At 62.9% G+C, this 14,446-nt stretch carries 10 protein-coding genes; 7 read left to right on the top strand and 3 right to left on the bottom strand.

Annotation, left to right across the window (positions count from 1 at the left end):
• The first annotated feature begins 58 nt into the window (after nt 1–58).
• The 4 genes from PDMSB3_RS31995 to PDMSB3_RS31980 all read left to right on the top strand — a co-directional run bounded on the left by PDMSB3_RS31995 (nt 59) and on the right by PDMSB3_RS31980 (nt 7,965).
• Nucleotides 59–1,093, top strand: coding sequence for a M14 family zinc carboxypeptidase (locus tag PDMSB3_RS31995; protein ID WP_007177900.1), 1,035 nt, complete (start codon nt 59–61; stop codon nt 1,091–1,093).
• The gene (locus PDMSB3_RS31990; RefSeq protein ID WP_165189033.1) at nt 1,090–1,890 is read left to right on the top strand and encodes an alpha/beta fold hydrolase; all 801 of its coding nucleotides are present in this window, start codon (nt 1,090–1,092) and stop codon (nt 1,888–1,890) included. The genes PDMSB3_RS31995 and PDMSB3_RS31990 overlap by 4 nt, the downstream gene beginning before the upstream one ends.
• Before the next feature lie 157 nt (nt 1,891–2,047).
• A complete protein-coding gene (locus PDMSB3_RS31985; RefSeq protein WP_007177898.1) occupies nt 2,048–6,889 on the top strand; it encodes an NAD-glutamate dehydrogenase in 4,842 nt (1,613 codons plus the stop codon).
• A 170-nt stretch (nt 6,890–7,059) separates the two neighbouring features.
• The gene (locus PDMSB3_RS31980) at nt 7,060–7,965 is read left to right on the top strand and encodes a cation diffusion facilitator family transporter (protein WP_007177897.1); all 906 of its coding nucleotides are present in this window, start codon (nt 7,060–7,062) and stop codon (nt 7,963–7,965) included.
• 16 nt (nt 7,966–7,981) lie between these two features.
• Here the strand turns inward: PDMSB3_RS31980 and PDMSB3_RS31975 are convergent, their stop codons facing one another.
• Nucleotides 7,982–8,962, bottom strand: coding sequence for an aldo/keto reductase (locus PDMSB3_RS31975; RefSeq protein ID WP_007177896.1), 981 nt, complete (start codon nt 8,960–8,962; stop codon nt 7,982–7,984).
• Nucleotides 8,963–9,224: 262 nt separating this feature from the next.
• Here PDMSB3_RS31975 and PDMSB3_RS31970 point away from each other — a divergent pair, with 262 nt between their 5' ends.
• On the top strand, nt 9,225–10,298 hold the full coding sequence (locus tag PDMSB3_RS31970) for a purine-nucleoside phosphorylase (RefSeq protein WP_165189031.1): 1,074 nt from the start codon (nt 9,225–9,227) through the stop codon (nt 10,296–10,298).
• 221 nt (nt 10,299–10,519) lie between these two features.
• On the opposite strand, the gene PDMSB3_RS31965 is transcribed toward PDMSB3_RS31970, so the two are convergent.
• Nucleotides 10,520–10,825: a DUF4148 domain-containing protein gene (locus PDMSB3_RS31965; RefSeq protein ID WP_007177894.1), complete on the bottom strand. Its 306-nt coding sequence runs from the start codon at nt 10,823–10,825 to the stop codon at nt 10,520–10,522.
• A gap of 235 nt (nt 10,826–11,060) precedes the next feature.
• Nucleotides 11,061–12,065, bottom strand: a complete 1,005-nt coding sequence (locus tag PDMSB3_RS31960; RefSeq protein WP_007177893.1) for a LysR family transcriptional regulator — start codon at nt 12,063–12,065, stop codon at nt 11,061–11,063.
• A gap of 183 nt (nt 12,066–12,248) precedes the next feature.
• Between PDMSB3_RS31960 and PDMSB3_RS31955 the strand changes: the two genes are divergently transcribed.
• Nucleotides 12,249–13,103, top strand: coding sequence for an alpha/beta hydrolase (locus PDMSB3_RS31955; protein WP_035517323.1), 855 nt, complete (start codon nt 12,249–12,251; stop codon nt 13,101–13,103).
• Nucleotides 13,104–13,148: 45 nt separating this feature from the next.
• Entirely contained in the window at nt 13,149–14,411 is a 1,263-nt protein-coding gene (locus PDMSB3_RS31950; RefSeq protein ID WP_007177891.1) for an efflux RND transporter periplasmic adaptor subunit, read from the top strand.
• Nucleotides 14,412–14,446: the final 35 nt, after the last annotated feature.

Below are 14,446 nucleotides of genomic sequence, written 5' to 3'. Positions count from 1 at the left end.
TATTGCGTCAATCGGTGTGCCGTCCCCATTAACCTTGCAATTCCTTTCGACGTTCGTCATGCAGCCTCTGAGCTTCCTTCCCGACAGTTTTGCGGAGTACGAAGATCTCAGGGCGATCCTCGATCAGGGCAGCGCGAGCTTCGCAATCCGCACCGTCTGCGAGACGACGGTGCGCGGCCGGCAATTCGCCGTTCATACCGCGAGCATCGGATCCACCGACCCGCAGGCGCCGGCAATCGGCTTTTTCGGCGGCATTCACGGGCTCGAGCGGATCGGTTCGCAACTCGTGCTCGACTACATGCGCGCGCTGCTTGCACGGCTCGAATGGGACGAACTGCTGGTGCGTCAACTGCAGTCCATTCGTCTGATCTTTATGCCGATCGTCAATCCGGGCGGCATGTGGGCGGCCACGCGCGCCAACCCGAACGGCGTCGATCTGATGCGCAACGCGCCGCAGAACGCGGACGAACGCGTGCCGCTACTGGCGGGCGGTCAGCGCGTGGGCGCCTGGCTGCCGTGGTATCGCGGCCGAGCGGGTGCGCCGATGGAACCCGAGGCCGCCGCGCTGCTGCACGTGGTCGAAACCGAACTGGCCAATCGGCCGTTGAGCATTGCGCTCGATTGTCATTCGGGCTATGGCTGGAGCGACAGCATCTGGTTTCCTTACGCGCGCACGCGCAAGCTGATGCCGCATTTGCCGGAAATGTACATGCTGAAAACCATGTTCGAACGCGCGCATCCTCATCATGGCTACGCGTTCGAACCACAGAGCCATCAATATCTGTTGCATGGCGATCTGTGGGACTTCGCGTATGATCGCGCGCCCGCTTCCAATGTCTTTCTGCCGATGACCCTGGAACTGGGTTCGTGGCTGTGGATCAAGAAGAACCCGCGGCAGTTGTTTTCGCGGCAGGGCATGTTCAATCCGGTCAAGGCGCACCGTACCGCGCGCGTGCTGCGGCGTCACGCGAACCTGCTCGACTTTCTGGCGCGCGCGGCGTTTTCGTCGCAACGCTGGCTGCCGCAAGGCAATCGTCGCGAGCAACTGCTGCAAAACGCGATCGACCATTGGTATAACCCGGAAAGCCTATGAGCACGTGGATTCTGCTGCGCGGACTCACGCGTGAAATCCGCCACTGGGGCCGCTTGCCCGGCTTGCTGCAAGGAGCGGTCAACGAAGCGCCGCACCATGTGGGCGCGCCTGCCCGTCTGCTGCTGCTCGATCTGCCGGGCAACGGCGAATTCGCGCACCTGCGCGCGCCGTCGACGGTCACGGACATGGTCGGCTTCGTGCGCAATGCCGCCTTGCAAAGCGGCATGCCGGGTCCGTATTGCGTGCTGGCCATGTCGCTCGGCGGCATGGTGGCGACGGACTGGGCGCAACGGTATCCCTACGAGATCGAACGGCTGGTGCTGATCAATACGAGCATGCGGCCGTTTAGCCTGACGCAGGAACGCTTGCGTCCTTCGGCATGGCCGGGCCTGCTGGGCGTGGCCGCGCGCTGGCGCGACGCGCCGCGCGCGGAACACGGCATTCATCGGCTGACATGCAATAACGTCGAGACACTGGGCGACGATCTCGACGCATGGAGCCGGATCCGGCGCAGCGCGCCCGTGAGCCGCGGCAATGCATTGCGGCAACTCTGGGCAGCGGCACGTTTTACCGCAGGCGCGGCGCGACCCGAATGCCCGTTGCTGATTCTTTCTTCGCGCGCCGACAAACTGGTCGACCCGGTGTGTTCGGCAAAGCTCGCGGCGGCGTGGGGCGCCTTGCACTACGAGCATTCGTGGGCCGGTCACGATCTGCCGCACGACGACCCGGTGTGGACCCGCGAGCAGGTCCGCGCATGGCTCGGCGAGGAGCATGCGGTTCCCAAAGCCGTGCTTTGAGCAGCGGGATTATTTGCGCAGGGCGCGGCGAGCGGCAGCGGGTATAACCTAAGTCCGGTCATTCGTCGCATGGTGGTCGGCAGGTGCATAATTCCCCTTCAGACGATGCATGCGAATCAAGCCATACTCGCCATTGCCGCCAGCCGGGGAGTTGATCATGCAAGCAAAGAACGAAGAAGCTGTCACGCACTTGCTGAACGATGTCGTCGAATTTGCGCGGGGGCGCCTACCCGAACCTACCTTCAAGGTCGTCGAGCCGTTTCTACGGCACTACTACGATTTCGTCGACGCCGACGATCTGCAAAGCCGCTCGATTGCCGATCTCTACGGCGCCGCGCTCGCGCACTGGCAAACGGCGCAGCGCTTCGTAGCCGGCGCCGAACGGCTGCGCGTCTATAACCCGATTCTCGAACAGCACGGCTGGCACTCCGATCACACCGTGATCGAAATCGTCAATGACGACATGCCGTTTCTGGTCGATTCGGTCTCGATGGCGGTCAACCGGCATGGCCTCGCGCTGCATTCCGTCGTGCACCCGGTGTTTCGCATCTGGCGTGCGCCCGACGGCACGATCGCGCGGGTGAGTCAGGGCGCTGAAGAAGCCACCGACACGCGTTCGCACCTGACTTCGTTCATCCACTTCGAAGTAGACCGTTGCGGCGACGCCGCAAAACTCGACGCGCTGCGCGACGATATCGCGAGGGTATTGCGCGACGTGCGGGCGGCGGTTGAAGACTGGCCGAAGATCGTCGAACTCGCGCGCGTCACGATCAAAGGCATGAAAGCCGGCGAGGGGGGACCGGAAGGTCTGGAAGCACGCGCGTTTCTCGAATGGATGGTGGCCGATCATTTCACCTTTCTCGGTCAGCGCGATTACGAACTGGTGCAGCACGATACCGGCTACGGTCTGCGCGCGGTGCCGGGCTCGGGCCTGGGCATTCTGCGCGACGCACTGCGGCCGGTAGGCGCCGCCGAGGTCACACCCCTGCCGCCGGCCGCCGTCGAGATCATTTCCGCTTCGTCGCCGATCTTTCTCACCAAGGCCAATTCGCGGGCCACCGTGCACCGGCCGGGCTATCTGGACTACGTGGGCATCAAGCTGGCCGATGCGGACGGCAAGGTAACTGGCGAGCGTCGGTTCATCGGTCTCTATACATCCACGGCGTATTTCGTGTCGGCCTCGGAGATTCCGATCGTGCGGCGCAAATGCGCGAATATCGTGCGGCGTGCCGGATTTCTGGCCAAAGGTCATCTGGCGAAGTCGCTCGTGACCGTGCTCGAAACCTATCCGCGCGACGAGCTTTTTCAGGCCGAAGAAGATCAGCTCTACGAAATCGCGCTAGGCGTGCTGCGTTTGCAGGAGCATCAGCGCACCCGTCTGTTCGTGCGGCGAGACCGCTTCGACCGGTTCGTGTCGTGCCTCGTGTTCGTGCCGCGCGACAAGTACAACACCGATCTGCGCCAGCGTATCGCGAATCTGCTGGCCGACGCGTTCAATGGCGAGAGCGTCGAGTTCACGCCGCTGCTTTCGGAGTCGACGCTGGCGCGCATTCACTTCGTCGTGCATGCGAAACCGGGCGGCATGCCCAATGTCGATACGCACGAGCTGGAAGCGCGGCTCGTGCAGGTTGCACGCCGCTGGCAGGACGATCTCGCCGATGCGTTGCTCGATGCCTTCGGCGAAGAGCAGGGCAACCGTCTGCTGCAACACTACGCAGATTCGTTCCCCGCCGGCTATCGCGACGATTATCCGGCCCGCACGGCGGTGCGCGATATCGAACTGATCGAACGCGTGCAAGGCAGCGAGCGGCTCGCCATGAACCTGTACCGCCCGATCGAATCGGGCCCGCGTGCGTTTCGCTTCAAGGTGTATCGCGCGGGTTTACCGATCGCCCTGTCGCGCAGCCTGCCTATGCTCGAACATCTCGGCGTGCGTGTCGATGAAGAGCGGCCCTATCTGATCGAAGCGTTGGGCGCGACCCCGGCATGGATTCACGATTTCGGCCTCGAACTTGCGGACGACGCGGAGTTCGATATCGAACGCGTCAAGGATCTCTTCGAAGAAGCGTTCGAGCAGGTCTGGACCGGCGCGATCGAAAGCGACGACTTCAATCGCCTTGTATTGCGCGCGCAACTGGATGCGCGCGAGGTGACGATACTGCGCGCCTATGCGAAGTATTTGCGGCAGGTGGGCTCGACCTTCAGCGACGCGTATATCGAGCGCGCAGTGACCGGCAATCCGGCGATTGCGCGCATGCTGGTCGAGCTGTTCGTGGCCCGCTTCGACCCGGTGCTGGGCGAGACGCGCGAGGCGCGCGTCGACGGCTGGCTGCGCACAATCGACAGTGCGCTCGACCAGGTGCCGAATCTCGACGAAGACCGGATACTGCGGCAATTTCTCGGCGTGATCAAAGCCACGCAACGCACCAACTATTATCGTTTCGATGCCGAAGGTCATCCCAAGCCGTATCTGTCCTTCAAGTTCAATCCCGCGCTGGTGCCCGGCTTGCCCGAACCGAAACCGATGTTCGAAATCTGGGTCTACTCGCCGCGCGTGGAAGGCGTGCACTTGCGCGGCGGACGCGTGGCGCGCGGCGGTTTGCGCTGGTCGGACCGGCGCGAGGATTTCCGCACGGAGGTGCTCGGCCTGATGAAGGCCCAGATGGTGAAGAACGTGGTGATCGTGCCGGTCGGTTCCAAAGGCGGCTTCGTCGTGAAGAATCCGCCGCCGCAAACCGAACGCGACGCGTGGATGCATGAGGGCATTGCCTGCTATCAGACCTTCCTGCGCGGCCTGCTCGATCTGACCGACAACCTCGCGGGCACGGCCGTGGTGCCGCCGCCCGACGTAGTGCGTCACGATCCCGACGACCCCTACCTGGTGGTGGCCGCTGACAAAGGCACGGCCACGTTCTCCGACTACGCGAACGCGATTTCGCAAGAATACGGTTTCTGGCTCGACGACGCTTTTGCGTCGGGCGGTTCGGTCGGTTACGACCACAAGAAAATGGCCATCACCGCGCGCGGTGCATGGGAGTCGGTCAAGCGGCACTTCCGCGAAATGGGCGTGGACACGCAGACCACGGATTTCACGGTGGTGGGCGTCGGCGATATGTCGGGCGACGTGTTTGGCAACGGCATGCTGCTGTCGCCGCATATCAGGCTGGTGGCCGCGTTCGATCATCGACATATCTTTCTCGATCCGAATCCCGATCCGGCAGTCAGTCTTGCCGAACGCGGGCGATTGTTCGTGCTCGACCGATCGAGTTGGGCCGACTACGACCCTTCGCTGATCTCGGCGGGCGGCGGCGTATTTCCGCGCAGCGCCAAGACGATTCCGCTTTCGCAGGCGGTGCAGTCGGTGCTCGGCATCAGCGCACCGGCGCTCGCGCCCGCCGAATTGATGCGTGCAATTTTGCAGGCGCCGGTCGATCTGCTCTACAACGGCGGCATCGGCACGTATGTGAAGGCGAGCCGCGAAACGCATCTGCAGGTCGGTGATCGCGCCAACGACGCGATCCGCGTCAATGGCGCGGACTTGCGTTGCAAGGTCGTGGCCGAGGGCGGCAATCTCGGTCTCACGCAACTCGGTCGCATCGAGTTCGCGCAGCGCGGCGGCCGTATCAATACCGATGCGATCGACAATTCCGCGGGCGTCGACTGCTCGGATCACGAGGTCAACATCAAGATTCTGCTGGGGCTGGTCGTTGCCGAAGGCGAGATGACGGAGAAGCAGCGCAATGCGCTGCTCGCCGAAATGACCGACGAGGTCGGTTTGCTCGTTTTGCAGGACAACTACTACCAGACTCAGGCGCTCTCGATCGCCGGCCGGTACGGTGTCGAATTGCTCGATGCGGAAGCACGCCTGATGCGCTACCTCGAACGGACCGGGCGCCTGAATCGCGTGATCGAGTTTTTGCCGACCGATGAAGAGCTCGCCGAACGGCAGGCCGCGAAACAGGGGCTCACCACGCCGGAGCGCGCGGTGCTGCTCGCGTACAGCAAGATGTGGCTATATGACGCGCTGCTCGAATCGTCGATGCCGGAAGACCCGCTCGTCGCCGACATGCTGGTCGAATATTTCCCGAAACCGTTGCGGCAGCGCTTTAGCGAGCCGATGCAGCGCCACCCGCTGCGCCGCGAAATTCTCGCGACACATCTGACCAACGCGCTGGTGAATCGGGTGGGCTGCGAGTTCGTACACCGGTTGATGGAGGAAACCGACGCCCAGCCCGGCGATATCGCGCGGGCCTGCATCATGGCCCGCGACGTGTTCGATCTCGACCACGTCTGGCGCAGTATCGACGCGCTCGACAATCGCGTTGCCGACGACGTCCAGGCGCGCATGTTCGTCGAAGTCGCGCGGCTCGTCGAGCGTTCGGCGCTGTGGTTCCTGCGGCAATTGCAATCGGGTGCGGTCAGCGACGGCGAGGTGGCCGGCCTGCTCGCGCGTTGCCGGGACGCGGCGCAACGGCTGGCGTCGCAATGGCCGGCGCTGCTGCCGGGCGCCGACCTCGAAGCGCTCTCCGAGCGGCAACGCGTGTTCGCGGACGCCGGCGTGGATAGCGAACTGGCGGTGCGGGTCGCGAGCGGCGAGATCTCGGCCGCGCTGCTCGATATCGCCGAAGTGGCTTCGACCTGCGGGCGCAGTCTCGAACTGGTGGCGGGTGTCTATTTCGCGCTCGGTACGCTGCTCAATTCCAGCTGGATCAGCGAGCGCGCCACCGCTTTGCCGGTGCCCACGCACTGGGACATGTTGGCGCGCGCCACGGCGCTGGCCGAACTCGCGCGTCTGAAGCGCGCGTTGACCACCAGCGCACTGGCCGGCGCCAACGAAGCCTCCACACCGGATGCGCTCGTCGAGGCATGGCGTCAGAAGCGCACCGCGCAACTGGAACGCTACGCCCGGCTGCTGATCGATCTGCGGGCCACAGGCGGCGCGAGCCTGTCGATGCTGCTGGTGATCGTGCGGGAGATGGCGGCGCTCGAAAGGGCTTGACGCGGCACACGGGAGCGAAGGCCGAGGCGTCGAGCGAGTTTGTCGAGTCAGGCAGGAGCACGCACGGTCCAAACGACACCGGGGTTGGACGCATGGCGCCCGGCATGGCCATAATACGGGCTGTTGCCTACCGAAAGCTCTTTGCAAACCCACGGACGCCTGCCACGACGATGAAAGAAGAATCGCCGAAAGCCATTTTCTATGCGCTCGCCGCCAACCTCGGCATTGCCCTCTGTAAGTTCGCTGCTGCCACATTTACCGGTTCCGGCTCGATGTTCGCCGAGGCCATTCATTCGACCGCCGACTGCGGCAATCAACTGCTCCTGCTATTCGGCCTGCGCGAAGCGCGCAAGCCCGCGAGCCCGTTGCATCCAATGGGCAGCGGGCGCGAGATCAATTTCTATTCGCTGCTCGTCGCGCTTTTGCTGTTCTTTGTCGGCGGCGCGTTCTCGGTGTATGAGGGCGTGCACCGTCTGTTCATGCGCGAGCCGCTGCAGTATGAGTATGTCGCGTTGGCGGTACTCGGCGTGTCCGTGGTACTCGAGGCGCTTTCCTTGTGGGGCGCCGTCAAGGAAATTCGCAAGACGCATCCCGACAAAAGCATGTGGCGCTGGTTCCGGGAGACGCGCGAATCCGAACTGCTCGTCGTGGCGGGCGAGGATATCGCGGCGCTGGCGGGTCTGGCGATGGCCTTCGTTGCCGTGTTGCTCACCATGGTGACCGGCAATACGGTCTACGACGCGCTGGGTTCCATCGGCGTCGGCCTGCTGCTGATGGTGATCGCCTGGCTGGTGGCGCGTGAAGTGAAGTCGATGATCGTCGGCGAATCGGCGGGCCCGGAAGTGCGGCGCGCTATCGAGGCCCATCTGCGCGCGCGCGCCGAGATTCGCAGCATCATCAACATGATCACGCTGCAATGGGGCCGGCATGTCGTGGTGGCCGTGCAGGCGGAGATGATCGACTACCCGAGCGGCCGCGCCATGATCGATGCGATCAACGTGATCGAGGCGGACTTGCAGGCCGCGTTTCCGCAAGTCCGCTGGGTATTTTTCGAACCGGACGTGCCGCGCGTTTAACGGGCACACGTACCGCTCAATCGAACCCGGTCACTGCATGCGGCACATACAACTCTTCCAGGCGGCCGATTTCATCCACGCTCAGTTTCAATGAGAGCGCGGCCACCGCGTCGTCGAGATGATGCAGTTTGGTCGCGCCGACGATCGGCGCGGTGATCGGCTTCTTCTGCAACACCCACGCCAGCGCCACTTGCGCGCGCGGCACGCCGCGTTCCCTAGCGATCTCGCTGACCCGTTCGACGATGCGCCGATCCGCGTCTTCCGTCTGCGCGTAGAGCGTGCGGCCGAATTCGTCGGTCTCGGAGCGTGCGCTTTCGGTGTTCCAGTCGCGTGTCAGGCGGCCACGCGCAAGCGGGCTCCACGGAATGACGCCGATACCTTCGCTCTCGCACAGCGGCAGCATTTCGCGCTCTTCCTCGCGGTAGAGCAGATTCACGTAGTTCTGCATCGTTGCGAAGCGCGTCCAGCCGTTGCGTTCGGCCACGTGCAACGCCTTGGCGAACTGCCACGCATACATGGACGATGCGCCGATATAGCGCGCCTTGCCGGCTTTCACGACATCGTGCAGCGCTTCCATGGTTTCTTCGATCGGCGTGCCGTAGTCCCAGCGATGGATCTGGTACAGATCCACGTAATCCGTGCCGAGACGCCTGAGACTGTTGTCGATCTCCGCCATGATCACCTTGCGCGAGAGCCCCGCGCCATTCGGGCCCGGATGCATGCGGCCATGCACCTTGGTGGCGAGCACGATCTCGTCGCGCATCGCAAAGTCCTTCAGTGCGCGGCCGACGATTTCCTCGCTCGTGCCGTCGGAATAGACGTTCGCGGTATCGAAGAAGTTGATGCCTTGATCGAGCGCCTGCTTGATGAAAGGCCGTGCGGCTTCGTCGCCGAGCGACCACGGATGGGGGCCGCGAGACGGCACGCCGTAGCTCATGCAGCCGAGACAAAGACGCGATACATCAAGGCCGGTACGGCCGAGTTTCACATAGTCCATCGTGGTGCTCCTGTTGTGAGTGCACAAACGCGGTGCGTCTCCCGAGGCGACTTCCTTCGGGGCGTGCTGCGGACGTTCGATTATAAGAAAACGGCGAAGAGCGCGTATTGAACCGATTTGCATAGCTTTCCGGCAGCGGCCGCAAACGTGGACCGATCGTGCATCGTGTAGTGGAAAATAATTTCTTCGCACCTATACTTCTTTCGGCTTGAAAGCAGCACTCTCTCCCAACCTGCATCACAAGCAAAAAAGGAAGATCACGATGCTGACTCGCTCACTTGGCGCCATGGCCGCCATTACACTCGCGGCATGCGCGGCCTTTTCGTCCGGACCGGCCAGTGCGGACGACAACGACGGCTTTTCGCACGACGACGGCGGCTCGCGCGGTCGGCCCGTCAAGGTGATGATCATTTCGATGTTCGGGCCGGAAGGGCAGGTGTGGCTCGACAACCTCGGGCCGTGGCGCGAGATCGCGGTGGACGGCCTGTCGCCCGATTACCCCACGGTCCATTGCAACAGGCAGGACGTGTGCGTGATGACCACCGGCATGGGGCACAGCAACGCCGCTGCGTCGATCATGGCGCTGACGTTCTCGTCGCGTTTCGATTTGCGGCATACCTATTTCATGGTTGCCGGTATTGCGGGGATCGATCCGCAGCAGGGGACGGTGGGATCCGCCGCATGGGCGAAATATCTGGTCGACTTCGGCATTCAGTGGGAGATAGACGGGCGCGAAATTCCGCCTGGCTGGACAACGGGCTACCTTGGCATCAACACCACGAGTCCCACCGCCAAGCCGCCGCTCGACTACCGTACCGAAGTGTTCCAGTTGAACACCCGGCTCGCGGATACGGCTTTCGCCCTGTCGCGTAGCGTGACACTGTCCGATAACTTGCAGGCGCAGGCCGCCCGGGCCAAGTACGCCTATGCGCCGGCCAACCGGCCGCCCACCGTCATTCAGTGCGACACGCTGGCGGGCGACACCTGGTGGTCGGGCACGCTGCTCGGGCAGCGCGCCCGCGACTGGACCAAAATCCTGACCGATGGAAAGGGTGTCTACTGCACGACGCAGCAGGAGGATAACGCCACGTACGAAGCCCTCAAGCGTGCGGCTTCAGTACATAAAGTGGATCTGAATCGCGTTGCCGTGCTGCGGGCAGGCTCCGACTTCGACCGGCCCTACGATGGGCAGACGAGCGCGGACAACCTGCTGAACTATGCGGCGCAAGGCGGCTTTACGATCGCTATCCAGAACCTGTTCCTCTCGGGCAATCCGCTCGTGCAGGATATCGCCACACATTGGGGCGAGTGGCGCGACGGCGTGCCGAGGCGCTAGGCCGCTTCGCATGAGTGCGTGCCCGCGAATCGGATCCGCGGGCACTGGCTGCTGCTTTCGACATTTAGTGTTGCGGCGCGCGGTACGGCGTCCACACTGGCGTGTCGGTATCCCAATGGTCGAGTTCAGAGGGTGTCATGATGTGCTCCTTTTTGAAGAGTGCATGAATGCGCCGCAATGACTATTTCTTTTGGAAACCGAATCATTGCAACAGGTTTGCCTTATTGTCCGTTGGCCACGCGCGTGACGTCGGCGCTCCTGCCTTCCTGCAGTGCAATGCGTGCAGCTTGCGTTTGACCGATCAGGCCTTTGTTCGGATACGTCGTGCGGTTCAACGCGGGCAGCGAGCCGTCGCGATAGGCCGCGACCAGTTCCGCCTTCACTTCTTCACGCGTTTTCGCGCTGGTGCTCGGCGTGGGTAGCGGTTCATAGGTGCCGGCGCGGCCAATGCCGCCGCTGCTTTGCGCAAACACCGGAGCGCTCGCGAGCAGCGAAAGAGCCAGGCCTGCCAAGAGATTGCGTTTCATGATTCACTCCTGTCGATTCGTTTGCAGCACGAGCGGCGCTGCGACAGGGTGAAATGTAGACTTCGAGGCAGGGCGGATAAATCGCACTTTCGCGAAATGAATTGTCGAGTTTCCAGAACAATCGCGAGAACGCTGCATTAAAACGCTGTAATTGCGGTGCTGGATAAGAAAACCGCGGCATTGGAGCCGCGGTTGGAATTCACTGTTGCAGATTCCGTACTTCAAATCGCGCTAATCACGCGACCCATTCTGTTATCACCGGCGTATCGAGCGTCGGAGCAGACTCGCGCTCTTCGAAAGTGCGCTTCGTGCAGGTTGCGTCGAGACTGCCGCGTCCGCTCAGCAACGGACAGCGGTCGAACAGCTCTGCGATCCAGTCTACGAAAACGCGGACTTTAGGCGACAGATGGCGGCTGTGCGGATAGACTGCGGAAATCGGCATCGGCAAAGGTTTCAGCTCCGGCAGGACTTCCACCAGTTGGCCCGAACGCAGATGCGGCAGCACCATGAAGAGCGCAGGCTGAATCAGGCCGAAGCCTTCCAGTCCGCAGGTCACGTAGGCGTCGGCGTCGTTCACCGAGACGATGCCCTTCATTTTTACTTCGATTTCTTTGCCATCAACCATGAAGGCCCAATCGAGCGTGCGTCCCGTGCGGCTCGAAAAGTAATTGACTGCTTTGTGATTCTCCAGGTCTTCGAGCGAAGAGGGCATGCCCGCGCGTTCGATGTAATCGGGGGCCGCGCAGGTCACGCCCTCGAACAAACCGATACGACGCGCCACCAGCGAGGAATCCTGTAGCGCGCCGACCCGCACCACGCAATCCACGCCTTCCTGCAACAGATCCACCGGCCGGTCCGTCAGGCCGAGTTGCAGGTCGATGTCCGGGTAGCGAGTGTGGAATTCACACAGCGAGGGAATCACCAGCAGGCGGCCAATCGACCCCGGCATGTCGATGCGCAGCTTGCCGTGCGGTTTTTTATTGCCGCTTTGAAAACTGGCCTCGGTTTCTTCGACGTCCGCGAGGATGCGCACGCAGCGTTCGTAGTACGCCGCGCCGTCCGGCGTGAGCGACAGACGCCGCGTGGTCCGATGCATCAGACGCGTGCCAAGGAACGCTTCGAGGTTCTGAATAATCGTGGTAACCGATGCGCGCGGCAGGTCGAGCGTCTCCGCTGCACGGGTAAAGCTGTTGGTGTCGACGACACGCGTGAACACTTGCATGGCCTGAAGCCGGTCCATTGCAGACCTCCAATAGGGGCGGGCGCACCGAGCAGGAAAAGACTCCACCGCGAATCCGCAGACAATCGCATTCGATTGTTCAGGGGCGCCGAATTGTGTTGCCGGATTATAGGCATTTATTTACGAGTCTGCTGAACCCACAATTCGCACCATTGAAGTTCTATGCGCATTGCGCGGCTCGACATGGAAGCATTTAAACCGCCGTACTCCTTTGTGCCCGCCGGCAGCGATGCGGCAGAGGCGGACAGCACGGCACTGGAAGTCACTGACGTGCAGATCGAAGGGCACGCGCAGGACATCACGTTGCGCCTATACCGGCAGGAAAAGAAAACCGCACTGCCGGTACTGCTTTATTTCCACGGTGGTGGATTTACGAAGGGATCGATCGACCAGGCCGATTACGCGTCGCGTTATTTCGCAGAACACTTACCGGCTCTGGTCGTCTCGGTCGGCTACTCGCTCGCGCCACAGTTTCCGTTTCCGGCCGCGCCCGAAGACGCGCACCGCGCGGCGCTGTGGGTGCAAACGCGGGCTCGTGCGTTCGGCGGCAACAGCAAGAAGGTGGGTGTGGCGGGTCACGATGCGGGCGGCCAACTGGCCAATTGCCTCGCTTTCATTGCGCGTGACCGCGGCGACGTGCGGATCGCGGCCCAGGCGCTGTTCGGGCCGATGCTCGATCCGAGCCTCACGCGGCTGGGCGACGAAAAGCGCCTCGGCTCGGACATCACGGCGAAAGAGTGCGCAGCATGTTACCGCGCGTACCTGCCGCAAGCGTCGCAGCGCATGCATCCGTATGCCGCGCCTCTCGAATCGTCGCGGCTCGCGGGCCTGCCGGCCACGCTGATCGTGACGGCGCAAAACGACGTGTTGCACGTGGAGGCGGAGAAATACGCCAGCAGTCTGATCGACGCCGGTGTGCTGACCCAGGTGGTCCGCTATCCGAGCGTTTCGCATGCGGCGTTGGCCGATCATGTGCCCGCCCTGCAGGAGGCGGTGCGATTTTTTCAGTGGCGCTTCGATACGCGCGCCCATCGATAAAACAGAAATAAGCAGAACTTTGATCAACGATACCGGGAGCTTCACATGACTATCCTTCCTCTTTCCCGTCGCCGTGTGGCGATTGCCGCACTTGTCGTCATCGTCGTGGCCGGGCTCGGCACGTTCGGCGCGATCCGCGTGGATGCGAGCTCGCCCGCCGCGCCGACCATCGTGCCGGAGGTCGATGTCGCCACTGTGGTGCAAAAAACGATCACGGACTGGCAGAGCTATTCGGGCCGTCTCGAAGCCGTCGAAAAGGTGGACGTGCGTTCGCAGGTGCCGGGCACCATCGTGTCCGTGAACTTCAAGGATGGCGCGCTCGTGAAGAAAGGCGACACGCTGTTCGTGATCGACCCGCGCCCGTACGCCGCCGAAGTGGATCGCGCCGAAGCGCAACTGGCCGCCGCGCAGGCGCGCACGGGTTACACGCAAAGCGATTGGGAGCGCGCGCAACGCCTGATCGCCGACAACGCGATCGCCAAGCGCGACTACGACGAGAAGCAGAACGCCGCGCGCGAAGCAAGCGCGAATCTGAAGGCCGCGCAAGCCGCTCTCGAAACCGCCCGCATCAATCTCGGCTACACGAAGATCGTCGCGCCGGTTTCGGGCCGCGTGTCGCGCGCGGAAATCACGGTGGGCAACGTCATATCGGCGGGCGCGGCTGCTGCGCCGCTGACCACGCTGGTGTCGGTTTCGCCGATCTACGCATCGTTCGACGCGGACGAACAAACGTATCTGCAATACCTGAGCCGCGCGAAAGACGGCAGCAAGGTGCCGGTGGAACTCGGTCTCGCGGACGAAAGCGGCTATTCGCGCAGCGGCGTGATCGAATCGGTGGACAACCGCCTCGACACCTCGTCGGGCACGATCCGCGTGCGCGCGCGCTTCGATAACCAGGATGGTGCACTGATTCCCGGTTTGTACGCGCGCGTGAAGGTAGGCGGCAGCGAACCGCATCCCGCGCTGTTGATCGACGACGCCGCCGTCGGTACGGATCAGGACAAGAAGTTCGTGCTGGTGGTGGATCAGGGCAATCACGTCGTGTATCGCACGATCGACGTGGGCGGCATGCAGGGCAATCTGCGCGTGGTGAAGGGTGGCCTGAAACCGAATGACCGCATCGTCGTGAACGGTATCCAGCGCGTGCGTCCGGGCGACGCGGTGCGCGCCCATATGGTGCCGATGACGACCGACCAGGATCCGAACAGCGCGCCGCTCGCGCAGACGCCGACGCCATCGCAGACGCAAACGCAGGCACAAACGCAGGCACAAACGCCGACGCGCACCAAAGCGGACAAGAATTCGTGAGCCTTGCACGCCGTGGCATGACTGCGCGGCGCACG

Origin of the sequence: Paraburkholderia dioscoreae (genome assembly GCF_902459535.1) — a bacterium.
In the GTDB taxonomy this organism is placed as follows: Bacteria; Pseudomonadota; Gammaproteobacteria; order Burkholderiales; family Burkholderiaceae; genus Paraburkholderia; species Paraburkholderia dioscoreae.
Note: the sequence above shows the minus strand (reverse complement) of the source record. Positions and strands in the feature narration are given on the sequence as shown.

What these genes read in the sequence shown, in the direction of transcription:
- PDMSB3_RS31990 (WP_165189033.1), top strand. Translation starts at nt 1,090, where the DNA reads ATGAGCACGTGGATTCTGCTGCGCGGACTCACGCGTGAAATCCGCCAC.
- PDMSB3_RS31950 (WP_007177891.1), top strand. Translation starts at nt 13,149, where the DNA reads ATGACTATCCTTCCTCTTTCCCGTCGCCGTGTGGCGATTGCCGCACTT.
- PDMSB3_RS31995 (WP_007177900.1), top strand. Translation starts at nt 59, where the DNA reads ATGCAGCCTCTGAGCTTCCTTCCCGACAGTTTTGCGGAGTACGAAGAT.
- PDMSB3_RS31970 (WP_165189031.1), top strand. Translation starts at nt 9,225, where the DNA reads ATGCTGACTCGCTCACTTGGCGCCATGGCCGCCATTACACTCGCGGCA.
- PDMSB3_RS31965 (WP_007177894.1), bottom strand. Translation starts at nt 10,825, where the DNA reads ATGAAACGCAATCTCTTGGCAGGCCTGGCTCTTTCGCTGCTCGCGAGC.
- PDMSB3_RS31955 (WP_035517323.1), top strand. Translation starts at nt 12,249, where the DNA reads ATGGAAGCATTTAAACCGCCGTACTCCTTTGTGCCCGCCGGCAGCGAT.
- PDMSB3_RS31960 (WP_007177893.1), bottom strand. Translation starts at nt 12,065, where the DNA reads ATGGACCGGCTTCAGGCCATGCAAGTGTTCACGCGTGTCGTCGACACC.
- PDMSB3_RS31975 (WP_007177896.1), bottom strand. Translation starts at nt 8,962, where the DNA reads ATGGACTATGTGAAACTCGGCCGTACCGGCCTTGATGTATCGCGTCTT.
- PDMSB3_RS31980 (WP_007177897.1), top strand. Translation starts at nt 7,060, where the DNA reads ATGAAAGAAGAATCGCCGAAAGCCATTTTCTATGCGCTCGCCGCCAAC.
- PDMSB3_RS31985 (WP_007177898.1), top strand. Translation starts at nt 2,048, where the DNA reads ATGCAAGCAAAGAACGAAGAAGCTGTCACGCACTTGCTGAACGATGTC.